We start from the raw sequence: 24,494 nt of genomic DNA, 5'->3' as shown, positions 1-24,494 counted from the left end.
AAACTTGATTTTTGAAAGCCATGATGGTGATTAGATGAAAGTTGTCTAATCTCTGTCGTGGCTTTTTTGTCGTTGGCTTTGTCTGATACAGAATGGGACTTGATAAGCAATGGGTTGTTTATCTATAAAAATAATAAAAGGTTAAAATGGTTGTGGTTATAGAGACTATTTAATAATATTACCCAAATAACGATCATAAGTCATTAGATGATGTCGTTCTTTTTACCACTAATGTTGATAGGATTATTCTTATTTGTTAATATTAACATAAGTAATAATATGTTAATCATGAATTTGGAGGAGTAATGATGACAATTAGAAAAGCAATGGTGTCGACATTAACGGTTTTTAGTGTGGCAATGGTGGGTACCGCTGTGATAGCGAACCAGACTCAACCAGCACTGGCTAAGACCAATGCGGCGAAGGTGATCAAGACGACCGAGTATCAGGCCAAGCGCAAGGTACATGTCAATGGTGGTTGGATGTATACTAGCGCAAAGCTAACGCATAAGAACTACCAGATGACCAAATATTTATACACGAAGTTTTACGCCACAAAACAAGTTAAGGTCCGTCAAAAAAATGGGCAGACAACTACTTTAACTTATCTCATCTCAAAAAATGGAAAAGTGAAAGGATACGTTCATGCAACCAATGTCCAAAACTTGTGGGGTTATGGTAAATATAGTGTGACGGCTTATCGGAAGGCCGCGTTGACGGCATTAAATAATGAACGGAAACAACAAGGGTTATCTGCGTTGAAAGAAAACGCAAAACTTGATCGAGTTGCGCAAAATAATAGTAATCAAATGCTTAAATCTGGTAAAAAATTTAAAGTGAATGTGACCGGTGTTTCACATGCTGGTTGGGTTTTCGATAATTACATTGCGCCTAAAAATAATCCGATTATTCATTACGAAACCGGGGCCGAATGGGGTAAAGGTACAATTGATGAGCTCATGAGTCATACGAATTTAGTGGCAAATAAGGGTGCTAAAGCTAAACCATATTTGTTGAGTAAGACGCATACGCAGGTTGGCTTTGGGGCGACTCAGCATGGTGAAGCGATTTATATGTTTGTCTTGCTGTCACATAAATAATGGGGTGCAGGTCGTTGAAAAAAATAAAGTTATTTAAAATTAGTTTGTTGATGTTACTGACGGTAATCGGGCTGTCAGCGGGATCGCTAACCGTGAATGCGGCTAGCTGGCATCACGGAACGCCAAAAGAAATTCGGGGATTATACCAAGGTAAAAGGACGAGTCAGGCAGAAGGATTTGGTTATTATTATACAGTGACGAGTAAATCATTTACGTTGGCGGTATCTAATTGGCCGTTACAAAAGGATGTTCATCTGAAGTATAAGAAACTCAGACCGCACGTTTATCGGTTAGTGGGTCATACGCAAAAGCGTGGCATCGTTAAGGGTGGTCATTCTGATTCAGTTGTCTACCGAAAGGGCAAATTGTTGTTAACGACTGATTATAAAACGTATCAAAAGAAGAAACTAAAGGCATTCAAGTTAGATCTTAAGAACCCGGCTAAACGGACACATAAGCTTTCGGGCGAAGAGGGGCCGATTGTGCGGTCGTAAAATCAGTGATACTTGTGTAGTAAATGCTGATAAATGTGACGGGATTTTCCTGAATAAATATTTGTTCTCAACATAAATTATGCTATACTATTCAAGTACCACATGGAGAGTTGGCAGAGTGGTAATGCAACGGACTCGAAATCCGTCGAACCGGCTAATACCGGCGCGCAGGTTCAAATCCTGTACTCTCCTTATTAAGGTTCATAAGAGTAACATCAAAAAAAAGGAATCCCGTTAAATCAACGTTTAGCGGGGTTCCTTTTTTTGAAATCTCATTGAAATGTACTATGATATGGAACTTGTTTGTGCACTTCTTGTGTGATAAATAGAAAATATCCTAAAATGATTGCCATTTTGAAATATATAGAAGGTTATAGGGTGAGTTTTATGCCTAAATATGATAATTAATCTTTATTCTTAGTTGTAAAAGAATCATTATCGATGAATTTTAAAGGCAGAGAGACGATAAAGCTATGACAAAATAAATTATAAAAGGTATTACAGTAAAAATTGGAGTGTGATACGTTACGGTGTAAAAACGCATGTTACTGAGTAGAATTTTTTGAATGAAATATTAAAATTATTATGAAGTGTAAGATGGAACGTTAATTTTCATTACTATAATTATCTTCTGACTAACACCAGCGATAGTTTTGAGGTTTTGTCACGTTTAGATTTTAGGAGGAGATAATAATGCACGACATTACGAGTTGGCTAGTAACAATTGGGTTGTTAATTGCTCTGGGATTCATCGCGCGAGCACCTTATGTTTGGCAGGATTAACTTCTTGAAGATAGAAAATCCAAAGACAGCAGTCAATTACAGAGAGAATCTTTCTTTAAGCAACTAGGTGGTCAAGGTCAAAAGGAAGTGTTTGACAGATGGGCTCGCAGAATCACATACATGGAAAAGATCGACGATGAGGCCGGTGTGACGGAACTAATGGACTTGATTCATCAAACTGTTATTTATGGTTCAGATAGAACTGTAAATGCATTAGCCTCTATGATGCAGTATGTGTATACGCATCCGTATGAAGATGCGACTGGAATGAAAATTATATATTCTAAAGATGACTTACAAATGCTTCCGATGTATACAGCGTTTATTATTTCTTGTCTCAAGGACGATTTTGCCGGATATTCTGTTGATCCCTTAACTATAATTCAGCTAAAAATAAGTGATTATGATGATTTGAGAAACTCGTATCAACGGTGTTTAAATGAGATTCGAACGGATGTAGAGGAGCGTAAAGCAAAAAGATAGTAGGTGTTAAATGTCTCCTAATTAGAGCGAGTCTAAACGTTGGCCTGCTGTATAATTAACGAAATATAGCAAATTGGGATAAAAAGATTGGTACCAGTACTGATTATTCAAAATTTGAATTTGTTGAGCAAATAAATTATTGTCTATAAATGTCTAGCGAAGTTTTTACTAAGCCTCGCTTAACAACGAATTTTTTTGTATAGTTATTATTTGGAGGTGTATAAAAACATGAATGCATTTTTGGATTTTGCTATCTTTGAATATACTAAAGAAGAACTGATTGAACGAGTGCAAGAATATTTAACATACGGTGTTGAAGCTGCAAAGCTTTTCAACGAGGCGAGCCCTAAGCGTGCAGTTAAATATATTCGGCCAATTCGGCAACAACTAGATAATGAATATAGTCGTTATTCTCGAGGAGAAGTGTTGCAAGCTGTTCGAAAAAGTGTAGCTGCTAACACCTATTATGATTGGTTGGAGACGGTATCGACTAATACGGTTGGGCCAATAACTTCACAAAATGTTGAGTCGTTTTTAGATAATATGAAGAATTATGCACAATATTATTTTCCTAACGCAGTAAAATAGTTCTTCAATTTGAAAAGAAGTGACTTTTTAGGTATCAAGATATCGATAGATCATCGTGATAGGCACGGGTGTTTAAAAAGCACTTGGAAAAAGGATGTCACTGGAGGTGTTGCAGGATGCTCGATCAACCAAAAGGAATCGAGTACTGATATAGAGGGCAATGATACAATTGATCCGAATGCACCTGCATGGGCAAAACAAGAGTTTGATGATTACCAAGAAAAAATGAAACAAAGTGGTAAAACCGACAAAAATGGGATTACTCGCTATTATTAGCACCCAACGATAAAGTTGAGTGTTATTTTTTATACATCGATTTTCCTCGACAAGATGATATTATTGAAAAGTATTATCAGCAAAAAAGATTTAAGGAAGGGTGCTCGTTCAGGAGTTAATGAAACATTTTGAGTGGTTTACTTGAGCCATGTGGTATTGGTTGAAGATACCCTAGGAAGCTGAAAAAGAACATGAGATTGATTTTTAAGAAGTATTCGATTTAGCTTGTTAGGCGAATTTTGTTTAGTCTCTTTGTAGAATGTTTTCGGACAGAGATTTATAGAAAGCGGTGATCAATGTTGTTTAGTGCAGAAAGTGGTGCAATGGCTATTATTAATCAAGTTATGGCTAAATATGAGTCCTATTTTCAGATCGGATTTCCACTTTATGAGTACCTCAATATAACTAGGAGTGAGAACTATGACTTTTCAGTCAAAGGTGCCTATCGAGTCAAGAAACTAATTGATGGATGCCTTGAAACTGGCATTCCAGTTGATACTCCTGATGATTATCATGATCGGATATATTAGAAACACTGCTACAAGTATTCTAGCTTTCGCCCGGTCAATGGAAGTTATCGTTAATCGAATTTAAAGAGGAAAAATAAAAATGTTTATCTGTGAATTTGTAAAACATCCAGAATGGTATATTTGGCATTCAACTGGCCCACTTGAACTTGTAGACAATGCTCCTGATGAAGCTAAGAAAGCCTATGATGAATATTTAGCGTTATTAGCTTATCAAGAGCAACATAATATTGATTTTTAGTGATGCGCAGTAATAAATTATTGAGTAGCAGTCTATATAAGACTTTTTCACTTTAATCAAATAAAAATGATGTTTCCCCTTGACCTCGCGTACACGCGAGGTTTTAAGATAAGTACATAGGAGATGAGATGGTGACATATAGTATTGGCGAAGTCGCCCAACGACTGGGTGTGTCGGTGAATACGCTTAGATATTATGATCAACAAGGATTAATGCCGGATATTAAGCGTTCAACTGGTGGTAAACGATTGTTTGAAGAAGATGACCTACATTATTTATATGTCGTCTTATGTCTGAAACGAACCGGAATGACCATTTCACAGATTCAGGAGTATGTAGCGTTAACGCGTGGCGGGGATGCCACGTTAGCAAAGCGATTGACCATTTTTAAAGATCAGATGGCCGCAGTCGATAAAGAGATTCTTAAGTTACAAACCTATCGCGACTGCTTGAACTATAAGGCTGCCTATTATCAACGCGCTGTCGCAGCTGGAACGGAGTCGGTTAATGCGAATGATGAAAGTTTACCTTTTCCTAAAATTATGAATATGGAGGATGATTAGGATGAAAATTGTGGTAACTGGTGGCTCAGGGCATATCGGCACCTATTTAGTACCAATGTTAGTGAATGCTGGTCACGAAGTGGTTAGTGTGACGCGTGGTCAAGCAAATCCTTATGTTTCAGATCCTGCTTGGCAACGCGTCGAAACTGTGCAATTAGATCGGCAACAAGATCCTGAGTTTGCTGAAAAAATTGCCGCACTTGATCAAGATGTAGTGGTTGATTTGATTAGTTTTACTTTAAAAGAGACGCAATCAATGGTATCGGCGCTACGGCAGACACGCTGCAGTCACTATTTATTTTGTTCATCATGTTGGGCACACGGTCGCGCCGAAGTGTTGCCGTTGAATCCAGATTCCATTCAAAAAGAACCACTGGATGACTATGGTAAAGAAAAGTTCGCCTCGGAACAGTTTTTAAAGGCCGAGTATCGTGAGCATCATTTTCCAGCGACCATTATCATGCCTGGTCAAATTTCTGGGCCAGGTTGGGCAATTATTAATCCATGGGGTAATACATTGTTGACCCCATTTCAAAAGATCGCAAATGGCGAACCCATTTTATTACCAAACTTTGGGATGGAGACGTTACATCATGTTCATGCTTATGATGTGGCGCAATGCTTCTTTCAAGCCATTGGTCATCGTAATCAGGCACTTGGTGAAAGTTTCGATGCCGCTAGTGGGGGCTCGATAACGTTATATGGTTATGCCAAGTTGATGTATGCCTATTTTAATCAAACGCCACAAATTGATTTTCTACCATGGCGTGAGTGGTGTGCTTATGTTAATGATAAAGCGGCTTGTGAACATACGTATTATCATATTGCGCGTAGTGGCTCATTTGATGTCAACAAAGAACAACGGCTACTTGACTATCAGCCGCGTTATTCCAACGTTGAGACGATTAAAATTGCGGTTCAAAATTATGTGGAACGTGGCTTGGTCAGAGTAAACTAATCAACATTGAAAACCATTAGTGGGAGTGGGTTCTTAAATCGTCTTCGATGTCGCGAGTATGTGTTAATGTTGCTTGCCAAATAAGCGTTGCAAGCGAATCGAGGTCGTTAAAGTCTGGATCTGCTAAAAGCGTGATGCTTAAGACGGAATAGATCGGTTTTTCATTTAGTTTCGAATTCCAATGTGAATCTTTAAGTAATTCCCAATAGCCCGCTTGAACTTTTTCGTTTCTGCCTAATAACCAGAGTTCGAACTGCATTTTTTGGTGATTCAATACTAATCCAAAACGTAATTGTTTTTCTTTTAAATAACTATCATAAAAATAAAAGTAGGTATAGTCCATGTAGCCTGAAAACACGTTACCGCAAGTATATTGTGGCGCATTTTTGATGAAAGTGGCCCGTAACGTGGACATAAACTTTCGGAGTGCAACATAAGCGATTTCAATCTCGCCTTTATTTAGTGCTTTCTTGTAGATGTCAACATATTGATTTAAATTTTTAGTCATCATTATCCTCTTTTTTAGCTGGTGTTTTTATCATCATCTTCCTAGAGGACATCTAGCCTGTCAACAGATATTCGAGAGATTGGTTAAATAAACGGAATTAGATTACTTTTTAAGCTTGTTTCGGTTAAACTAGGGTAAGTGTTAAGTCGGTGTTTATGATCCAGTTTGTTTGGACGATAAAAGAGATTGTGCATAACAAAAAGGATAATAGCATAGCAGCGCCATTTTATAATTAAACAAAAACCATCATTTGAAAAAATATTAATTAGTATTAACCAATTGGAGGAGATTACGTGCAAGTCGGAATTGATAAAATGCATTTTGCCACGTCACATCTATATGTTGACATGGCTGAACTAGCCGATGCTCGACAACAGGCCCCAGATAAGTATTTAATTGGGATCGGTCAATCACAAATGGCGGTGATTCCACCGTCGCAAGACACCGTTACCTTGGCAGCTAATGCGGCCTATCCGATGTTAACCGCTGAAGATATTGCGGCCATTGATCTAGTGATTGTCGCCACCGAATCTGGCGTTGATAATTCTAAGGCGGCGGCTATTTATGTTGCCAAATTACTAGGATTGTCCAAACGGGCACGAACGATTGAAATGAAGGAAGCCTGCTATGCGGCTACGGCTGGGTTACAGTTAGCGGCCGATCACATTCGGGTTCATCCAACTAAAAAAGCGTTAGTGATTGGTAGTGATATCGCTCGTTATGGATTGAACACCGCTGGGGAGCCGACCCAAGGTGGTGGTGCCGTCGCGATGTTAGTGAGTGCTGATCCACAGATTTTAGTATTAAACGATGATTCAGTCGTACTGAGTGACGACGTGATGGATTTTTGGCGGCCATTGTATCATACCGAAGCCTTGGTCGATGGTAAATACTCATCCAACATTTACATTGACTACTTCCAAGATGTGTTCCAAGCGTACTTAAAAGAACAGTCAGCTGATTTAGCCGATTTTGCAGCGTTAACCTTCCATTTGCCATATACAAAAATGGGTTTAAAGGCGTTACGAAGTGTTTTGCCAATGGCGACAACTGATCAGCAAACAACGTTGTTGGCCCATTTTGAACATGCGCGGCGATTTAGTCGGCAAGTGGGTAACTTGTATACCGGGTCGCTTTATTTAGGCTTGTTATCTTTATTAGTTAGTGATCCGGATTTGAAAGCTGGCGATTTGATCGGTCTCTTTAGCTACGGTTCTGGCGCGGAAGGCGAGTTCTATACGGGTCGCTTGCAGCCAAAATATCAACGTGGATTAGATCTTGAGTTACCACAACGATTGACCCGTCGTCAACGAGTGAATGTGGCCGAATATGAAGCACTCTTTAATCATCAATTGCAATGGATTGCGGATGATCAGCAATTGGACTATCAAAATGATCCACAGCGATTTGTATTAACCGGCCAAGTAAACGAGCAGCGTCAATATTTGGATCAACAGGCTTAATAAAAAGGCCGCAATCACGTCAAACGGATTGCGGCCTTTAGTGGCTATTTCTTTAAATTATTAACGAGAACTTGACCATCTTTCAGGCTAAGCAAGGTTTTAGTGGTCCCAGGTTCTAAGACGCGAACGGTATAGCCTTTAGCTAAATTCTTCTTGATTGATTTAGACAAGGATTCATAGTTACTAACCACAGTCGTACGGGCTTTTTGGTTCTTGCTAGGGTACTTTTTGATAATTTTTAACGATTTCACGTATTTTTTACCAGTTGGTTTTAACGTGAAAGTCTTAGTGTCACGATCCAAAGTAAACGTTCCGATCGATTGATAATTTGTCTTCAATTGTTTCAGGATACTGTCTTCTTTAAGTTTAGTCGTTGCCGCGGCTTTCTTTTGACTGTCTTCATTAAAGACCGTGTCCGATGAGTCGAGCTTGGCCGAATTTGATGTGGCACTGCTACTTTTCGTAGTCTGTTCAGTTTTAGTTTGATTATAGGGCCAAAATGGTAATTTGATGGTGGCGTAAATGGTGACTAACGCGCTGATAACGGTGATGACAGCTAAAAACTTCCAGCCACCGCCAGATTGCCGAGCCGAAAATAACGAAAAAATAGCTAATAGGAAAACGATAATACCGATAATTGCTAAAAATAACAAAAAGACCAACTCCCAAAATTTTGATTGGTAAGTTCATTATACCATTGAACAATTTAATCGCCGAAAGTAGTTAGCAAAAATATTTGTTAAGAAAATGTAAAATAACTGTCGTGGCATTGCCTTATTTACATTGTACAATGGGGTCAGCTAATAAAGAGGAGCGTGCACATGCGAAAAGGAAAGTTAGGTCGACTGATAATTGCTGGAATTAGTGGGTTAATTGCACTAGGGATTAGTACGAGTGCCTTTGCCAGTGCCAATAAAGTGATTGATGTGTCTCAATACCAAGGTAACATCAACTGGTCAAAAACATCTAAGGTGACGAAGATGGCCATCATTCGGGTTCAACATGGTGGCGGTACAATTGATACGAAACGTAATGTCAATGCTAATGGTGCCGCGAAATATGGGGTGCCATTTGGTCAATACGCTTTTGCAGAATTCACCAGTGTGGCGGATGCCCAAACGGAAGCCAAGCAATTTTACAGCCGTAGCAATTCAAAAGCGAAGTTCTTTGTGTTAGACGATGAAAAACACATGAGCGGCGTCAGTGCTGCAGCTGAACGGAAATATGCAAAAGCTTGGGTCACGCAAATGCGCAAGTTGACGAATAAAAAGTTAATCTTGTATTCTGGGGAATGGTATGCAAGTACTGTAAAATTCGATCAAAGTTTATTTGACGGTGTTTGGATTGCCAATTATTCAGCCAAGCCAAAATTAACTGCGGATTTATGGCAATATTCAGCAACTGGCCGGGTTAGTGGGATTAGCGGCAATGTTGATTTGAGTAAAATTTTAGACAGTAGTGCAGTTAGCAGCTGGTTGTTGCCACACAGTAGTACTATTAATAGCAGCGTCTCAGCGAAAAAGACGACCAAGTATTACCATAGTGTGCCAACAAGTAAGCAAGTTAAGACACTCAAAAAAGTTAATGGCTATAAAGACGTTAGCTTTAAGACTAAGAGTGGTTCTAAGTACGCCAAAGGGACAACGTTAACCGTTAAAGCGGTTAAGAAGTCTAACGGTGGTGCTTATCGCTTTAAGCTAAGTAATAATCAATATATTAGTGCTAAAAAGACATTAGTCGTTACAGAATAAACGATTTAAAAGGTGATCGGGCGAGTTCCGATCACCTTTTTTAGGAGGAAAAAGTCAATGCTATCATTATTCTTACCCACTTATCCAAATAATCAAGCACCAATGGCGGCCTATATGCGGCATCAATTCGAATTTTTAGGCGTTAAAGCCGGTGAACGGCGACAATTGACACGGCCCATCGCGCAGCAGAGTAAGAAAGTGACGTCAGCCGAATTGACAACTTGGCTTGAATTTTATTATCAACAGCCATATCGCGAGTATCAATATGTGGCAATTGATTTGGCTTTAGCTAATGTTCGTCGTTTAACTCCAGCACAGTATCAATGGTGTCAAGATCAGGTCACTGTGTCAGCTTGGTGGGATAGTGTTGATAGTTGGCGAAAAGTCTTAGCCACGTATATTTGGCAGCACCAAGCATTGGCAACGTTAGGTGAAGATTATCTAATAGCTGAAGATAAGTGGTTGCGACGAGTCGGGATTACGTTGCAACTGGGACAAAAATCGGCGACAAATCCATTGTACCTAACAAAAATGATCGAACAGAATCAGGATGACCCAGAATTCTTTATTCAAAAAGCGATTGGCTGGGCCTTACGTGATTACAGTAAGACTGAACCAGCCTGGGTAGCCAACTTCTTAGTCACGCATCCGGTGTTATCAAATTTGGCCAAACGGGAAGCTAGTAAGTATTTGCCAGGTCATTAACATAAATTGGGTGTGGCAATATGCTGATGTATCAGGAATAACAATAAAAAAGCTGTGCGACCAAAATAGGTCACGCAGCTCTTTTATTGGTTGAAAATTAGTAAAGCATGTCACGGTATAAACCGACAACTTTACCTAAGACACTGACACTCGTTAGGATAATGGGAGCCATCGTATCATTTTCTGGTTGGAGTCGATAATGATCAGCTTCTTTGAAGAAACGTTTGCAAGTAGCTTCGTTTTCATCGGTCATCGCAATGATAATATCACCGTTATCCGCAAAACTTTGCCGCCGGACGATGACTTGATCGCCATCCATGATCCCGATGTTAATCATACTTTCACCACGAATGGTGAGCATGAATAAGTCACCGCCAAAAGTTTCGAGTTCTTTCGGCATTGGAAAATAGTCGGTTGCTTCTTGCACCGCTAAGATGGGTTGACCAGCCGTTACTGTTCCCAAAACGGGAATTTGATGAGGCATGGTTTCAACACCCAAAGCTTCATAACCAGCGGGGGTTACTTCAATTGCTCGGGGCTTCGTTGGATCTTTTTGCAACAAGCCTTTTTTCTCAAGTCGAGACATGTGTCCATGTACCGTGGAGGTCGAAGACAAGTTGACAGCTTCGCCAATTTCGCGGACCGTTGGCGGATAGCCTTTCTCATTGACACGTTCATAAATAAAACGTAGAACGGCCATTTGTTTGCTTTCTGATGTTTTACTCATCGTGGCACCTCATTTTTTATTTTCATTGTTGGTTACACCAATTGTAGCATAGCCTGCAGCACCTTTCAAACAAATGTTCGGTTGACAAAGTCTTTTAATTGATTTATGTTCGGAAATCAGGTATTCTATTCATGCTTTTGAAAGGAGCGAATGGATTGATTTCAAAAGAATTATTAGGCCGTATTAATGAATTGGCACACAAAGCCAAAACAGAAGGTCTGACTGAATTAGAAAAAGTCGAACGTAAAGATTTACGTGAGAAATACTTAAAAGAATTTCGGGCGGGTTTCCGTCAACAAGTTGAAATGTTACAAGTGTACGACAAGCAAGGCAAAGAAGTTACCCCTGAAAAAGTTCGTCAGATCCAACGGGATCGCGGCTTACGTGACGATTAAGTTAATGAAGGAAAGTTTACACTTTGTGTAAATTTTCCTTTTCTTTTATAAATAAGTTGTGTAGACTAGTTTATTGAAGACTGTTTAAGGGAGGGGAATGACTGTGAATATTGGTATTGGTGTATTGGTCTTACTAGTTGGGATCTTAATCGGGTTAGTCGGCGGTTTCTTCGGTGCACGGCACTACATGAAGAACTACTTAAAGCAAAATCCACCAATTAGTGAAGAGATGTTACGGACCATGATGATGCAAATGGGTCAACGCCCATCAGAAAAGAAACTTCATCAAATGTTAAATTCGATGAAAGCTTCGGCTCGCAACGAAAAATAAGCTAAAAAAACACGCCATTAATGGGCGTGTTTTTTTGTGGCTGGATCAACGTAATGAAAGTTAGGATCAATTGCTTGATCTAATTCATCAAACGCGGTCAGCATTTGGGTTTCAATTTGTTTTTGACCAGCTTCGTCGAGTTTGAGCTTACGATCAATATAGATCGGTTTGCCAAAACGAACGGTAATTCTCTGGCGAGTAAAGAGCCGCTTAAACGTCAATGGGCCTTGATAAACCGTTGGAATCAATGGGACACGGGCCATTTTAGCAATGACGGTAGCGCCACCTTTTAATTCTTGGGAATGACGAGTTCCAGATGGAAACATAATCAGTGATAATTTACCGCTACGTAAAAACTTAACCGGTGTTTTAATCGCTGAGGGACCAGGATGATCCCGGTTAACCGGAAACGCATTGGCGCGCGTTAAAATAAACCGTAAAACGGGGTTTTTGAAAAGTTCTTCTTTCGCCATAAAGCTAAATTGCATTGGACTCCCTGCGAGGGCATATAGCAACGGGTCAAACCACGTCCGGTGGGGACCAACTAAAATATAAGCCCCATCGGGTAAGTTTTCGCGACCTTGGTATCGTGGCTTGCCATTGATTAAGCCAATGATGACCCGAACCAAGCCCCGCATAAATGAATAGAACATGGCAATCTTCCTTTCGATCAGATCCTGTCCATAGTATGACGAAAGTTTTCACTTGGTGCAAGCAATTTGTGGTAAGCTGACAATGATATTTTAAAAAAGGGTGGGATCACATGGCGACAATCGCCTTACGCGCGGATGAGCGTATTGACCAATTATATAGTAAGAATATTCAAATCATTCAAAGTCCAACCGTTTTTTCGTTTTCACTTGATGCTGTTTTGCTGGGCGCTTTTGCCACTGTGAGTCGGGCCGCTAAAACACAAATTGTTGATCTTTGTGCGGGTAATGGAGCGGTTGGTCTCTTCGTGAGTGGCACAACGAATGGTCATATCACAGAAGTGGAATTACAACCACGCTTGGCCGATATGGCAACACGGAGTATTCAATTAAATGACTTGACTGATCAAATGACGGTGTTGAATCAAGATTTGTTGACCGTTACGGATCAACTTAAAAAAGATTCGATCGATGTGGTACTATGCAATCCACCATATTTTAAGGATCAACCTGAAAGTCAAAAAAATCCCAATCCTCATTTAGCGATTGCCCGTCATGAAATAACGGCGGATCTTGATCATATTTTGGGTGCGACGAGTGATTTACTGAAAATGAATGGCAAGGCCTACTTCGTTCATCGACCAGAACGCTTGGATGATTTATTTGCAGCGATGCAGCAACATCGCTTAGCCCCTAAACGGTTACGATTTGTGCATCCCAAAGCGGATCGTGAAGCAAATATGGTATTGATTGAAATGATTAAGGATGGCAAACCCAATGGCGTGCGCATTATGCCACCAATCGTGGTCTATGCGGCAGATGGCACGTATCAAGAAGAGGTGCGACAATTACTTTATGGCAAGTAAACCGTATTATTTTTATGTTTTGTTATGTGCGGATCAGACATTGTATGGTGGGTTTACAGATGATTTAGATCGACGATTGGCGACACATAACGCAGGTAAAGGGGCTAAATATACCCGGCCAGCGTCACGACGTCCCTTAAAAATGATTTATCATGAAACTTTTGACAATAAATCAGCCGCTTTGAAAGCTGAATATGCGTTTAAACATCAGCCACGAAAGGCGAAATTACAGTATTTAGCTGCCCATGATGTGAAAATTTAGCAAAGTTTTCATAAATAGTCATTCTATTTCTGACATTTACTGTTATAATATTTACTGTATCAATATATAGGAGGAATTCTTGTAATGAAAATTATTGCTTATGCTGTACGTGACGACGAACGTCCTTTCTTCGATACTTGGATGAAAGAAAACCCAGATGTTGAAGTTAAATTGGTTCCAGAATTACTTACTGAAGACAACGTTGATTTAGCTAAAGGCTTCGACGGTGCCGATGTATACCAACAAAAAGACTATACTGCTGAAGTATTAAACAAGTTGGCTGACGAAGGGGTTAAGAACATTTCTCTTCGTAACGTTGGTGTTGATAACTTGGACGTTCCTACTGTTAAAGCTCGTGGCTTAAACATTTCTAATGTACCAGCATATTCACCAAATGCGATTGCTGAATTATCAGTAACGCAATTGATGCAATTATTACGTCAAACCCCATTGTTCAACAAGAAGTTAGCTAAGCAAGACTTCCGTTGGGCTCCAGATATTGCTAAAGAATTAAACACCATGACTGTTGGTGTTGTTGGTACTGGCCGTATTGGTCGTGCTGCTATCGATATCTTCAAAGGTTTCGGCGCAAAGGTTATCGGTTACGATGTTTACCGTAACGCTGAACTTGAAAAAGAAGGTATGTACGTTGATACCTTGGACGAATTATACGCCCAAGCTGACGTTATTACTTTACACGTTCCTGCCTTGAAGGATAACTACCACATGTTAAATGCGGATGCCTTCAGCAAGATGAAAGATGGCGCCTACATCTTGAACTTTGCCCGTGGGACACTCATCGATTCAGAAGATTTGATCAAGGCTTTAGACAGCGGCAAAGTTGCCGGTGCTGCGCTTGACACTTATGAATACGAAACTAAGATCTTCAACAAAGACTTAGAAGGTCAAACGATTGATGACAAGGTCTTCATGAACTTGTTCAACCGCGACAACGTTTTAATCACACCACATACTGCTTTCTATACTGAAACTGCCGTTCATAACATGGTTCACGTTTCAATGAACAGTAACAAACAATTTATCGAAACTGGTAAAGCTGATACGCAAGTTAAGTTTGACTAATTTCTGATTATTGCTAAAAACACGCTCATCTTCGGATGGCGTGTTTTTTTAAATCTTTTTAGAACGTATGTTTGTGCTTGGCTGTTATAATCACTATACTAAGAACATAGTCATCAAAAAAAGGGGATTATAAAAATGCAAACAGCTTTATTTGTGATGTTGGATCAATATGCGGACTGGGAGCCAGCATATTTAGCGGGACAATTAAATCAACGGCAAGATTGGCATATTATAACGGCGTCTGATCAACCAACAGTGCACTCAATTGGTGGATTTACCACAACGGTCGATGTGCAATTAACGGCGCTACCTAGTGTTGTGGATTTGGTTGTTTTGATTGGTGGACAGTCATGGCAACGAGACTTACCAACATTAACGGCCTATTTAAAGACACGGTTAACTCAAGGGACAATCGTTGGGGCGATTTGCGGGGCGGTGGATTACTTAGCGACACGCAGCTTGCTCACCGGCTATCGACATACTGGCAATGCGCAAATTTTGTGGCAGAACGCGGCAGCTTATCAGAATCCAAAAGATTTTGAAGCCACGCAAGTCGTAGCGGATCGTAATCTAGTGACGGCCAACGGTACAGCCGCAATTGACTTTGCGAAGGCCGTACTCAAACAGCTAGATTTGTTCACTGATCAGGATCAACAAACATTAAACTTACAACAACTTGGGTATACCAACTATTGTCAGCAGTATGGTGATCCGTTTAAAACTACGGCAACAAAAAAAGCTTAGGCAGGTCGCCTAAGCTTAACTAACGCAATCGGTTAAATCGTGACTGCTTGAACGAGGGCCATGAGCAAGTCGCTCAACTCGTCAGGTGTTTCGATCGTTTGGTCTGGAATGACAGTTGATGATGTGGCTAAGGCCTGTCGATGGTTAAACCAAAATGTTTGCCAACCAGCGTGTTTGGCGCCAGACATATCTAACGTGGCGTTGTCACCAACATAGACAGCTTGATTGGCACGAATGCCAGCCTGATGGGCCCAAGTGGTGAAGATTGATGGGTCAGGCTTGGCAATTCCTAGCGTTTCAGCAATGAAAATATTGTCAGCGTGAACGTATCGTTCAATTTGCAATTGATGCAATTTCTGACGTTGGATTTCAGTCGGACCATTGGTAATGATGCCGATCTGAAAATGATGACTGAGCTTAGCCAAGGTTGTGCTCAAACCACTGAATAGTTGAATCTTTTTTAAAGCCTGCTGGTAAGCCATCTCGAATTGAATGGCCCAATCGGTACTAATTGTAGGCAGGTTCAATAGGGCTAAGGCGTGCCGCAAACGAGCGGTTTGCCAAGCCTTGAGGGTCAACTCATGGGTCATCACTTGATGATAGGTGTGATCCGTAAAGTCACGAAACCGATTGAAAATGACGGCCAGTTCAGACGCCGATAGCGCGTGGTCTAATGTTTGCGCTAAGGCAGTCTCAACTGGTGATTTTTGATCGTAGAGGGTATCATCTACATCAAAAATAATCGCTTTGATCATGTTTAATTGAGCCTCCTATGCGAAAAATAGTTTAGCATACAATTGAAAAATTACAAATTCTGAATGAAACTTCTTGCAAGCGTCTTTATTTTTCGGTATACTATCTTTCGGTGCTAAAACACCAATTCACACTTGTGGTGATGATGGTAGTCGTGCTCGGAAGAGTTCTGCTGTCAAGTGAGCCATGAGGAGGAAAAAACAAAATTTTTGGAGGCACATATATTATGGCTGTTATTTCTATGAAACAATTGCTTGAAGCCGGTGTCCATTTCGGTCACCAAACTCGTCGTTGGAACCCAAAGATGAAACCATACATCTTTACGGAACGGAACGGCATTTACATCATTGACTTACAAAAGACGGTCAAGATGATCGATTCTGCTTACAACTTCGTTAAGGATGCCGCTGCTGATGATGGCGTTATCTTGTTTGTTGGGACTAAGAAACAAGCCCAAGACTCAATCGAAGAAGAAGCTACCCGTGCTGGTCAATACTACGTTAACCATCGTTGGTTAGGTGGGACTTTGACTAACTGGAACACCATCCAAACTCGGATCAAGCGTCTTAAGCAATTGAAGAAGATGGAAGAAGACGGTACTTTCGATCGTTTACCTAAGAAGGAAGTTTCATTATTAATCAAGCAACGTGCTAAGCTTGAAAAATTCTTGGGTGGTATCGAAGACATGCCTCGCATCCCAGATGTGATGTTCATCGTTGATCCTCGTAAGGAACAAATCGCCGTCAAGGAAGCTCAAAAATTGAACATTCCGATCGTTGCGATGGTTGATACCAACACTGATCCTGATGATATCGATGTTATCATCCCATCAAACGATGACGCTATTCGTGCCGTTCGTTTGTTGACTTCAAAAATGGCTGATGCTGTTATTGAAGGTCGTCAAGGTGAAGACGAAGATGTTACCGAAGACTCATTTAAAGACAACAAAGACGCTAAAAAGTCAGTTGATTCTTTAGAAGATATCGTTGAAGCTGTTGAAGGCGACAACGACGCTAAGTCTGACAAAAAATAATTGAAATAAATTAGGCTGTCTTAAAAGTCGTGGACCTTATCGGCCTGATTTTGAGGGCAGCTTTTTATATAAAATCAAACATGCTCAAAGGAGAGTAAACTATGGCAAAGATTTCTGCAGCACAAGTTAAAGAACTCCGTGATAAAACCGGTGTTGGTATGATGGACGCTAAAAAAGCGTTAGTTGAAACTGAAGGCGACATGGAAAAAGCCGTTGACGTTTTACGCGAAAAAGGTGTTGCTAAAGCTGAAAAGAAGAGTGGCCGTGTTGCTGCTGAAGGGATGGCTGCCGTTGCCATTAAAGGCGACCATGCTGCGATCGTTGAAGTTAACTCTGAAACTGACTTCGTTGCCTCAAGTGATCCTTTCAAAGCTTTAGTTGCTGAAATTGCTGACAAGATTGCTGATGAAGCACCAGAATCAGTTGACGCAGCCTTAGCTTTAGCTTCTGACAAGGGCACCATTAACGATGCTGTTATTGCCACGACTCAAGTGACTGGTGAAAAAATCAGCTTACGTCGTTTCAAAGTGATCGAAAAGGGCGCTGACCAAAACTTTGGTTCATACATCCATAATGGTGGCCAAATTGGCGCGTTAGTTGTCTTAGATGGCGCTGATGAAGATGCAGCTAAAGACGTTGCCATGCACGTTGCTGCCATCAACCCAGAATACGTTTCTCGCGAACAAGTGCCTGCTGAAACGTTAGCTCATGAAAAAGACGTTTTAGTTAAGGAAGCTTTGAACGAAGGCAAACCTGAAAAGATCGTTGAAAAAATGGTTGAAGGCCGTTTGAACAAGTGGCTTTCAGAAATCAGTTTGGATGATCAAGAATTCGTTAAGGATTCTGACCAAACTGTTGCACATTTCGTTGAATCTAAGGGCGGCAAGGTTAACACCTTTGTTCGTTTCGAAGTCGGCGAAGGCATCGAAAAGCAAACTGGTAATTTCGTTGATGAAATTATGAGCCAAATCAAAGACTAAATTTTAGTCTGATTAAGGGGGATTGCACAAAACATTGTTTTGTCGCAATCCTTTTTTTACGGCCAGGAAGCTTTTAGGCACCGAATTGGTGTGAAAGTATCAGTCGATATAAATATTATGGTAAAATAGATGCAGATAAGCTTGAGGAGGACAAAACGATGTCGGAAGTTAAATATAAGCGTGTGATCCTAAAGTTAAGCGGTGAAGCCTTAGCTGGCGAAAAGGGCTTCGGGATTAACCCACCAGTAATCAAAACGGTTGCTGAAGAATTGAAGGATGTTTATGATTTGGGCGTCCAAATTGCGATTGTTGTTGGTGGCGGTAATATGTGGCGTGGTGAAGCCGGTGCCCAAATGGGTATGGAACGGGCCCAAGCCGATTATATCGGTATGTTAGCCACCATCATGAACGCCTTGGCGTTACAAGATAACTTGGAATCAATTGGGGTACCAACTCGCGTACAAACCTCTATTGAAATGCGCCAAATTGCTGAACCATACATTCGACGCAAGGCCATGCGGCATCTTGAAAAACGTCGGATTGTCATCTTTGCTGGTGGGACTGGAAGTCCTTACTTCTCAACTGATACAACGGCGGCCTTACGCGCAGCTGAAATTAACGCAGATGCGATTTTAATGGCTAAAAACGGCGTTGATGGTGTTTATTCAGCTGATCCTAACAAGGATGCCAATGCTGTTAAATTCGACGAATTGACTCACCTTGATATTATCAACAAAGGGTTACAAGTTATGGATACAACTGCTAGTTCATTATCGATGGATAATGATATTCCAGTCGTTGTCTTCAACTTGAACCAAGCTGGCAATATTCGGAAAGTGGTTGCCGGTGAACATATCGGAACAACTGTTAGGGGGAAATAACAATGGCAGCAACAGAACCAATTTTAACTGCAGCACAAGATAAGATGAAAAAAGCGGAAGCCTCATTGCAACGCGAACTCGGAAATATCCGGGCTGGTCGTGCCAATGCGTCTTTATTGAACCGGATTTCCGCTGATTATTATGGGACTTTGACCCCATTAAACCAAATGGCCGCAATTAGTACGCCTGAACCACGGGTGTTAATGGTAACACCATTTGATAAGTCAGCTTTAAAAGAAATCGAAAAAGCTATTTTAGCTTCTGACTTAGGTATTAGCCCAGCTAACGATGGGTCGGCTATCCGGTTAGTGATTCCACAATTGACGGAAGAACGCCGGAAAGAATTGGCTAAGGACGTTAAGGCCGAAGGTGAACGTGCCAAGGTTGCCGTTCGTAATGTTCGTCGTGACGCCATGGATGCCTTGAAGAAGGGCCATAAGAATGGCGACTTTACTGACGATCAATTACATGATCTTGAAGATCAAACGCAAAAGTTGACCAATCAAGCCATCAAAGATGTTGATGCGATTGTGGCTGACAAAGAAAAAGAAGTACTCGAAGGTTAATTTGAGTACGGATTGTTTAAAAAGGCTTGAAGAAATTCAAGCCTTTTTTTGTTGAAGATAGTTTAATGGCGCTTTTTTTGGTAAAATAGTGCTTGGTTAAGCTTTTTTTTGGAGGTGCAACTTGTTCGCTTTTTTTAATAAAAATGATCCAGCAACTGATGAGAACGTTGAATTAGATGCGCAACGCATTCCAGCTCACGTGGCCATTATTATGGATGGTAACGGTCGCTGGGCCAAGTCACGGCATTTACCACGCGTGGCTGGACACAAAGAAGGCATGAACACCGTCAAAAAGATCACAATCGCAGCTAGCGATTTAGGGGTCAAGGTGCTCACCCTTTATGCCTTTTCAACAGAAAACTGGAAACGTCCGACTGATGAAGTCAACTATTTGATGCAGTTACCGGTTAGCTTTTTTGATACGTTTGTCCCTGATTTGGTTAAGCACAATGTCCGTGTCCAAGTGATGGGCTATACGGATCAATTGCCAGCTAAGACCCAAAAGGCGGTCCGTGATGCGGTTGCTGATACGCAAGCGTGTGATGGGATGGTTTTGAATTTTGCACTTAATTACGGCTCACGCGCTGAAATGGTGACTGGGATTCAAGCCATTGCACAACAGGTACAAGCTGGTAAGTTAACGGTTGATCAAATTGATGAACGTACTGTTGACGATGCTTTGATGACGTCAGCGCTCGGTCAATATCACGATCCTGACCTGTTGATTCGGACGAGTGGTGAAGAACGGATCTCAAACTTTTTGCTTTGGCAAATTGCCTATAGTGAACTGGTCTTTACAGATGTTAAATGGCCAGATTTTACAGCGACAACCTTAAAAGCTTGTATCGCGGATTTTCAACACCGTGATCGACGCTTTGGGGGGCTGTCGGATCATAAATAAAGGGAGTTTTAGCTTATGAAACAACGCGTCATTACGGCGGTTATTGCGCTAATCTTGTTTATTCCCGTCATTTTTATTGGTGGGGTAACCTTGGATATTGTGGCGATGCTGCTTGGGGCGATCGCGATGTCAGAATTGTTAATTATGCGGAAAAAACTGCTGATTTCGTTTGAAGCGATTGTCAGTATGTTGGCTGTGATGGTAGAAATTGCGCCTAATCGCTGGTTTAATGGTCTCCCAGACCAATTGAACAAAGCTTATGTGGTTTATTTCTTCATTATTTTAATGTTATTACACACGGTTTGGTCACGGAATCGATTTTCATTTGATGATGCTGGCGTCTTAACGCTAGGTATTTTCTACATTGGGATGGGATTCAACTATTTTACGGCCGCTCGTGGTGTTAACGTTGAAATGTTACTATATTTGATGTTTATCGTTTGGACAACTGATAGTGGTGCTTATATGGTTGGCCGCAAGCTCGGTAAACATAAGGTCACGCCAATCAGCCCCAATAAAACTTGGGAAGGCTGCGTTGGTGGGAGTGTGATTGGCGTGGTGATTGCCACGGCCTTTGCACTTGCCTTACAAGTCGGTTACCAAAATTGGCTCAGTATGTTAGTGATCACGATTATCTTATCGATCGTTGGTCAGTTCGGAGACTTGGTGGAATCTGCCTTGAAGCGTTACTATGGGGTCAAGGATTCTGGTAAAATTTTACCTGGCCATGGTGGGATCTTAGATCGCTTTGACAGTATGTTATTAGTCTTTCCAATTGCTCACCTCTTTGGCTTGTTTTAATCACTAAGGACCTCCACTGTGAGTGGAAGAAAGGACCCACTTCTTGATAGTTACAATTATTACATTCATTATCGTTTTTGGGATTTTGGTAATTGTGCATGAATTCGGTCACTTTTACTTTGCTAAACGGGCCGGGATCTTAGTCCGAGAGTTTTCAGTTGGGATGGGCCCCAAGGCAGTCGCGTTCCGTCGAAATGCCACAACCTATACGTTGCGATTACTGCCGATCGGTGGTTATGTGCGGATGGCTGGAGTTGCGGATGACGAAGACGACGAACTTAAACCCGGGACCCCCATTAGTTTACAAGTTGGTCAGGATGGCTTGGTTCATTCGATTAATGCCAGCAAGAAGACGACCTTGTTTAATGGGATTCCGTTATCAGTGACGGCTAGTGATCTAGAAAAAGAACTCTGGATTGAAGGCTATGAAAATGGTGACGAAAGTGAAGTTAAACGGTATCCAGTAGATCATGATGCCACGATTATTGAAAGTGATGGCACCGAAGTTCAGATTGCCCCCGTTGACGTTCAGTTCCAATCGGCCAAACTCTGGCAACGGATGCTGACCAACTTTGCGGGGCCGATGAATAACTTTATTTTGGCGATTATCACGTTTGCCATTTTAGCCTTCATGCAAGGTGGCGTTACGACCGTTACGACGAAGGTTGCTGCTACAACCGCTAATTCAGTTGCCCGTCAAGCTGGGATTAAAGCTGGTGATCAGATTGTGTCCGTTAATGGCAAAAAGATGACCAGTGCGCAATCGATTTCAGTGTTGATTCAAGATAGTCCGAATAAGACCGTTAAATTAGGTGTTAAACGGGCTGGTCAAACGCGAACAGTTAGTGTGAAGCCGAAAGCAAAGACGGTTTCGGGCAATCGCGTTGGTCAAATTGGGGTACAATGGGGCAGTCATACTGACTCACGGTTGAGTACCAAGTTGACCTATGGCTTTACGGGTGCGTGGAGCATCACGACTCAGATTTTTCAAGTCTTGGGTCGGATGGTCACTCACGGATTTAGCTTAAATGATTTAGGCGGACCAGTGGCGATTTTTGCGACCACTTCGCAAGCCGCTAAGTCCGGCATCCGGCAAGTGATTTACTTGCTTGCAGTATTATCCATTAACTTAGGTATCGTCAACTTATTACCGATTCCAGCACTGGATGGTGGTAAGCTGTTACTAAACATTATTGAAGGTATTCGCGGAAAACCACTTCGAGTGGAGACAGAAAGCGTGATTACGTTAATTGGGTTTGGTTTATTGATGTTATTAATGGTGTTAGTCACTTGGAACGATATCCAACGATATTTCTTCTAAGCGATTATTAAAATAGGACCATGAAGGAGAATATGTCTAAATGAAACAATCGAAGTTGTTAATTCCGACCTTAAAAGAAGTGCCTAACGATGCTGAAGCCTTAAGTCATCGTATGATGTTACGGGCTGGCTACATTCGTCAAATTTCGGCTGGTATGTATGCGTACTTACCATTGGCTTATCAAGTATTGACCAAAATTGAGGCGATTATTCGCCAAGAAATGGAAAAAATTGATGCGGCTGAAATGTTAGTGCCAGCAGTCATTCCAGCGGAACTCTGGCAAGCCACCGGCCGTTATGAAACTTATGGGCCAGAATTGTTCAAACTAAAGAACCGTCATGATCGTGAATTTATCTTGGGGCCAACCCATGAAGAAACCTTCACCTCAATTATTCGTGATGAAGTTAAATCATATAAAAAATTACCATTAACGTTATATCAAATCCAAGCTAAATATCGGGATGAAGATCGGCCACGTTATGGGTTACTTCGTGGTCGTGAATTTATCATGAAGGATGCTTATTCATTCCATGCAGATGAAGACTCATTGGATGGCACGTTCCAAGATATGGCGCAAGCTTATCAAAATATCTTTGAACGATGTGGATTGAAGTTCCGCTCAATCATCGGTGACGGTGGTGCGATGGGTGGGAAAGACTCCCGCGAATATTCTGCGATTGCCCCAGTTGGGGAAGATACAATTGTGTATTCTGATGCTAGTGACTACGCGGCTAACTTAGAAATGGCCCGTAGTTTGTATGTGCCTAAGAAGTCACATGCGTCATTAAAGGATATGGAAAAGATCGAAACGCCAGGCGTTGGTACGATCGACGAATTGGCCGATTTCTTAAAGGTTGGCGCTGATCAACTTGTAAAGAGTATCTTATTCATGGCTGATGATGAGCCCGTGATGGCGTTAGTTCGTGGTGACCATGAAGTTAATGATGTTAAGTTGAAGAACTATTTAGGGGCCGATTTCTTAGAGATGGCGACACCTGAACAAGCTAAACACTATCTTGGTGCCAGCTTTGGATCATTAGGGCCAGTTAATGTCAGTGATGATGTGAAAATTATTGCGGATGTTTATGTCAAAGATATGGCTAACATTACGGTAGGTGCTAATGAAGATGGGCATCACTTTACGAATGTCAATCCAGAACGTGATTTTCACGCTGAAGACTATGTGGACATCCGCTTTGCTCAAGAAGGGGAATTGTCACCTGATGGCGCCGGCGTCTTGAAGTTCACTAAGGGAATTGAAATTGGTCATATCTTCAAACTAGGCACACGTTACTCTAAAGATTTGCATGCTGAAGTCTTAGATCAAAATGGTCGTAATATTCCAGTGATTATGGGTTGCTACGGGATCGGGGTTTCTCGATTACTGTCAGCGATTGCGGAACAACGGGCTGATGATAATGGGCTAGTTTGGCCAAAGGCAATTGCGCCATTTGATGTCCACGTCATTCCAGTTAACCCTAAGAAGGCTGAACAAGTCGAAGTTGCGGATCAAGTTGAAGCACAATTAGAAGCAGCGGGTTACAAAGTCCTCTACGATGATCGTAAAGAACGTCCTGGTGTGAAGTTTGCTGATTCTGATTTGATGGGCTTACCTGTTCGGATTACGGTCGGTAAGAAAGCAAGCGAAGGCATCGTCGAAATCAAACTTCGTCAAACTGGCGAAACACTTGAAGTTAAGCAAGAAGAAATTGCCAACAACTTGGCTGTTTTGATGAAGAACATTGATTAAACGTTAGACA

Annotated in this window: 30 protein-coding genes and 1 tRNA gene; 26 read left to right on the top strand and 5 right to left on the bottom strand. The window is 41.3% G+C overall.

The features are described 5' to 3' along the window. Positions 1 to 308 precede the first annotated feature (308 nt). The 9 genes from FFM84_RS04155 to FFM84_RS04125 all read left to right on the top strand — a co-directional run bounded on the left by FFM84_RS04155 (position 309) and on the right by FFM84_RS04125 (position 6,013). Positions 309 to 1,100, top strand: coding sequence for a CAP domain-containing protein (locus tag FFM84_RS04155; protein ID WP_165444439.1), 792 nt, complete (start codon positions 309 to 311; stop codon positions 1,098 to 1,100). A gap of 14 nt (positions 1,101 to 1,114) precedes the next feature. After that, positions 1,115 to 1,594 (top strand): hypothetical protein, encoded by a 480-nt coding sequence (locus tag FFM84_RS04150; protein ID WP_130843262.1) that lies wholly within the window; start codon positions 1,115 to 1,117, stop codon positions 1,592 to 1,594. A 104-nt stretch (positions 1,595 to 1,698) separates the two neighbouring features. Continuing rightward, a tRNA-Ser gene (locus tag FFM84_RS04145) sits at positions 1,699 to 1,786 on the top strand. A gap of 711 nt (positions 1,787 to 2,497) precedes the next feature. Further along, complete coding sequence (locus FFM84_RS04140; protein ID WP_130843263.1) at positions 2,498 to 2,860, top strand: hypothetical protein; 363 nt, start codon at positions 2,498 to 2,500, stop codon at positions 2,858 to 2,860. Positions 2,861 to 3,088: 228 nt separating this feature from the next. Further along, the gene (locus FFM84_RS04135) at positions 3,089 to 3,448 is read left to right on the top strand and encodes a hypothetical protein (protein ID WP_130843264.1); all 360 of its coding nucleotides are present in this window, start codon (positions 3,089 to 3,091) and stop codon (positions 3,446 to 3,448) included. A gap of 9 nt (positions 3,449 to 3,457) precedes the next feature. After that, positions 3,458 to 3,724, top strand: coding sequence for a hypothetical protein (locus FFM84_RS16080; protein WP_165450236.1), 267 nt, complete (start codon positions 3,458 to 3,460; stop codon positions 3,722 to 3,724). Positions 3,725 to 4,333: 609 nt separating this feature from the next. Beyond that, positions 4,334 to 4,492 (top strand): hypothetical protein, encoded by a 159-nt coding sequence (locus tag FFM84_RS16075; protein WP_165444430.1) that lies wholly within the window; start codon positions 4,334 to 4,336, stop codon positions 4,490 to 4,492. 131 nt (positions 4,493 to 4,623) lie between these two features. Next, complete coding sequence (locus FFM84_RS04130; protein ID WP_165444429.1) at positions 4,624 to 5,055, top strand: MerR family transcriptional regulator; 432 nt, start codon at positions 4,624 to 4,626, stop codon at positions 5,053 to 5,055. 1 nt (position 5,056) lies between these two features. Then, positions 5,057 to 6,013: an NAD-dependent epimerase/dehydratase family protein gene (locus tag FFM84_RS04125; protein WP_130843267.1), complete on the top strand. Its 957-nt coding sequence runs from the start codon at positions 5,057 to 5,059 to the stop codon at positions 6,011 to 6,013. A 16-nt stretch (positions 6,014 to 6,029) separates the two neighbouring features. Here the strand turns inward: FFM84_RS04125 and FFM84_RS04120 are convergent, their stop codons facing one another. Further along, positions 6,030 to 6,521 carry a DUF7000 family protein gene (locus FFM84_RS04120; RefSeq protein ID WP_174795748.1) on the bottom strand — a complete coding sequence of 164 codons (492 nt, stop codon included), beginning with the start codon at positions 6,519 to 6,521 and terminating at the stop codon, positions 6,030 to 6,032. Between the two features lie 293 nt (positions 6,522 to 6,814). Between FFM84_RS04120 and FFM84_RS04115 the strand changes: the two genes are divergently transcribed. Continuing rightward, positions 6,815 to 7,984 (top strand): hydroxymethylglutaryl-CoA synthase, encoded by a 1,170-nt coding sequence (locus FFM84_RS04115; protein WP_130843268.1) that lies wholly within the window; start codon positions 6,815 to 6,817, stop codon positions 7,982 to 7,984. A 44-nt stretch (positions 7,985 to 8,028) separates the two neighbouring features. Here the strand turns inward: FFM84_RS04115 and FFM84_RS04110 are convergent, their stop codons facing one another. After that, a complete protein-coding gene (locus tag FFM84_RS04110) occupies positions 8,029 to 8,637 on the bottom strand; it encodes a hypothetical protein (RefSeq protein WP_130843269.1) in 609 nt (202 codons plus the stop codon). Between the two features lie 168 nt (positions 8,638 to 8,805). Here FFM84_RS04110 and FFM84_RS04105 point away from each other — a divergent pair, with 168 nt between their 5' ends. Beyond that, positions 8,806 to 9,735 carry a GH25 family lysozyme gene (locus tag FFM84_RS04105; protein ID WP_130843270.1) on the top strand — a complete coding sequence of 310 codons (930 nt, stop codon included), beginning with the start codon at positions 8,806 to 8,808 and terminating at the stop codon, positions 9,733 to 9,735. A 57-nt stretch (positions 9,736 to 9,792) separates the two neighbouring features. After that, on the top strand, positions 9,793 to 10,440 hold the full coding sequence (locus FFM84_RS04100) for a DNA alkylation repair protein (protein ID WP_130843271.1): 648 nt from the start codon (positions 9,793 to 9,795) through the stop codon (positions 10,438 to 10,440). A gap of 97 nt (positions 10,441 to 10,537) precedes the next feature. Here the strand turns inward: FFM84_RS04100 and lexA are convergent, their stop codons facing one another. Beyond that, positions 10,538 to 11,167, bottom strand: coding sequence for a transcriptional repressor LexA (lexA, locus tag FFM84_RS04095; protein WP_130843272.1), 630 nt, complete (start codon positions 11,165 to 11,167; stop codon positions 10,538 to 10,540). Positions 11,168 to 11,298: 131 nt separating this feature from the next. On the opposite strand from lexA, the gene FFM84_RS04090 reads away from it, so the two are divergent. Then, positions 11,299 to 11,562, top strand: a complete 264-nt coding sequence (locus tag FFM84_RS04090) for a DUF896 domain-containing protein (RefSeq protein ID WP_165444428.1) — start codon at positions 11,299 to 11,301, stop codon at positions 11,560 to 11,562. A gap of 97 nt (positions 11,563 to 11,659) precedes the next feature. After that, positions 11,660 to 11,893, top strand: a complete 234-nt coding sequence (locus FFM84_RS04085) for a YneF family protein (protein ID WP_130843274.1) — start codon at positions 11,660 to 11,662, stop codon at positions 11,891 to 11,893. A 17-nt stretch (positions 11,894 to 11,910) separates the two neighbouring features. Here the strand turns inward: FFM84_RS04085 and FFM84_RS04080 are convergent, their stop codons facing one another. Next, positions 11,911 to 12,546, bottom strand: a complete 636-nt coding sequence (locus tag FFM84_RS04080; protein WP_130843275.1) for a lysophospholipid acyltransferase family protein — start codon at positions 12,544 to 12,546, stop codon at positions 11,911 to 11,913. A gap of 110 nt (positions 12,547 to 12,656) precedes the next feature. On the opposite strand from FFM84_RS04080, the gene FFM84_RS04075 reads away from it, so the two are divergent. The 4 genes from FFM84_RS04075 (at position 12,657) to FFM84_RS04060 (ending at position 15,498) form a co-directional block, all read left to right on the top strand. Then, on the top strand, positions 12,657 to 13,409 hold the full coding sequence (locus tag FFM84_RS04075; protein ID WP_130843276.1) for a tRNA1(Val) (adenine(37)-N6)-methyltransferase: 753 nt from the start codon (positions 12,657 to 12,659) through the stop codon (positions 13,407 to 13,409). After that, entirely contained in the window at positions 13,399 to 13,671 is a 273-nt protein-coding gene (locus tag FFM84_RS04070; protein ID WP_130843277.1) for a GIY-YIG nuclease family protein, read from the top strand. Before FFM84_RS04075 ends, FFM84_RS04070 begins: the two co-directional genes overlap by 11 nt. A gap of 84 nt (positions 13,672 to 13,755) precedes the next feature. Then, a complete protein-coding gene (locus FFM84_RS04065) occupies positions 13,756 to 14,754 on the top strand; it encodes a D-2-hydroxyacid dehydrogenase (protein WP_130843278.1) in 999 nt (332 codons plus the stop codon). A gap of 135 nt (positions 14,755 to 14,889) precedes the next feature. Further along, complete coding sequence (locus FFM84_RS04060) at positions 14,890 to 15,498, top strand: DJ-1/PfpI family protein (RefSeq protein ID WP_130843279.1); 609 nt, start codon at positions 14,890 to 14,892, stop codon at positions 15,496 to 15,498. 32 nt (positions 15,499 to 15,530) lie between these two features. On the opposite strand, the gene FFM84_RS04055 is transcribed toward FFM84_RS04060, so the two are convergent. Next, the gene (locus FFM84_RS04055) at positions 15,531 to 16,253 is read right to left on the bottom strand and encodes an HAD family hydrolase (protein ID WP_130843280.1); all 723 of its coding nucleotides are present in this window, start codon (positions 16,251 to 16,253) and stop codon (positions 15,531 to 15,533) included. A 224-nt stretch (positions 16,254 to 16,477) separates the two neighbouring features. Here FFM84_RS04055 and rpsB point away from each other — a divergent pair, with 224 nt between their 5' ends. From rpsB to FFM84_RS04015, 8 genes are all read left to right on the top strand, one after another. Then, positions 16,478 to 17,284, top strand: coding sequence for a 30S ribosomal protein S2 (gene rpsB, locus FFM84_RS04050; protein WP_130843281.1), 807 nt, complete (start codon positions 16,478 to 16,480; stop codon positions 17,282 to 17,284). Between the two features lie 101 nt (positions 17,285 to 17,385). Next, positions 17,386 to 18,264, top strand: a complete 879-nt coding sequence (tsf, locus tag FFM84_RS04045; RefSeq protein ID WP_130843282.1) for a translation elongation factor Ts — start codon at positions 17,386 to 17,388, stop codon at positions 18,262 to 18,264. A 158-nt stretch (positions 18,265 to 18,422) separates the two neighbouring features. Continuing rightward, complete coding sequence (gene pyrH, locus FFM84_RS04040; protein ID WP_130843283.1) at positions 18,423 to 19,145, top strand: UMP kinase; 723 nt, start codon at positions 18,423 to 18,425, stop codon at positions 19,143 to 19,145. 2 nt (positions 19,146 to 19,147) lie between these two features. Further along, on the top strand, positions 19,148 to 19,711 hold the full coding sequence (gene frr / locus FFM84_RS04035) for a ribosome recycling factor (RefSeq protein WP_130843284.1): 564 nt from the start codon (positions 19,148 to 19,150) through the stop codon (positions 19,709 to 19,711). 121 nt (positions 19,712 to 19,832) lie between these two features. Further along, positions 19,833 to 20,612, top strand: coding sequence for an undecaprenyl pyrophosphate synthase (gene uppS / locus FFM84_RS04030; protein ID WP_130843285.1), 780 nt, complete (start codon positions 19,833 to 19,835; stop codon positions 20,610 to 20,612). A 15-nt stretch (positions 20,613 to 20,627) separates the two neighbouring features. Further along, the gene (locus FFM84_RS04025; protein WP_130843286.1) at positions 20,628 to 21,413 is read left to right on the top strand and encodes a phosphatidate cytidylyltransferase; all 786 of its coding nucleotides are present in this window, start codon (positions 20,628 to 20,630) and stop codon (positions 21,411 to 21,413) included. Between the two features lie 43 nt (positions 21,414 to 21,456). Further along, complete coding sequence (rseP, locus tag FFM84_RS04020) at positions 21,457 to 22,734, top strand: RIP metalloprotease RseP (RefSeq protein WP_130843287.1); 1,278 nt, start codon at positions 21,457 to 21,459, stop codon at positions 22,732 to 22,734. A gap of 40 nt (positions 22,735 to 22,774) precedes the next feature. Then, complete coding sequence (locus tag FFM84_RS04015) at positions 22,775 to 24,484, top strand: proline--tRNA ligase (RefSeq protein WP_130843288.1); 1,710 nt, start codon at positions 22,775 to 22,777, stop codon at positions 24,482 to 24,484. The last annotated feature ends 10 nt before the right edge of the window (positions 24,485 to 24,494 follow it).

Source organism: Lactiplantibacillus mudanjiangensis (genome assembly GCF_005405385.1).
In the GTDB taxonomy this organism is placed as follows: domain Bacteria; phylum Bacillota; class Bacilli; order Lactobacillales; family Lactobacillaceae; genus Lactiplantibacillus; species Lactiplantibacillus mudanjiangensis.
This window is presented reverse-complemented; position numbering and strand designations above follow the sequence as displayed.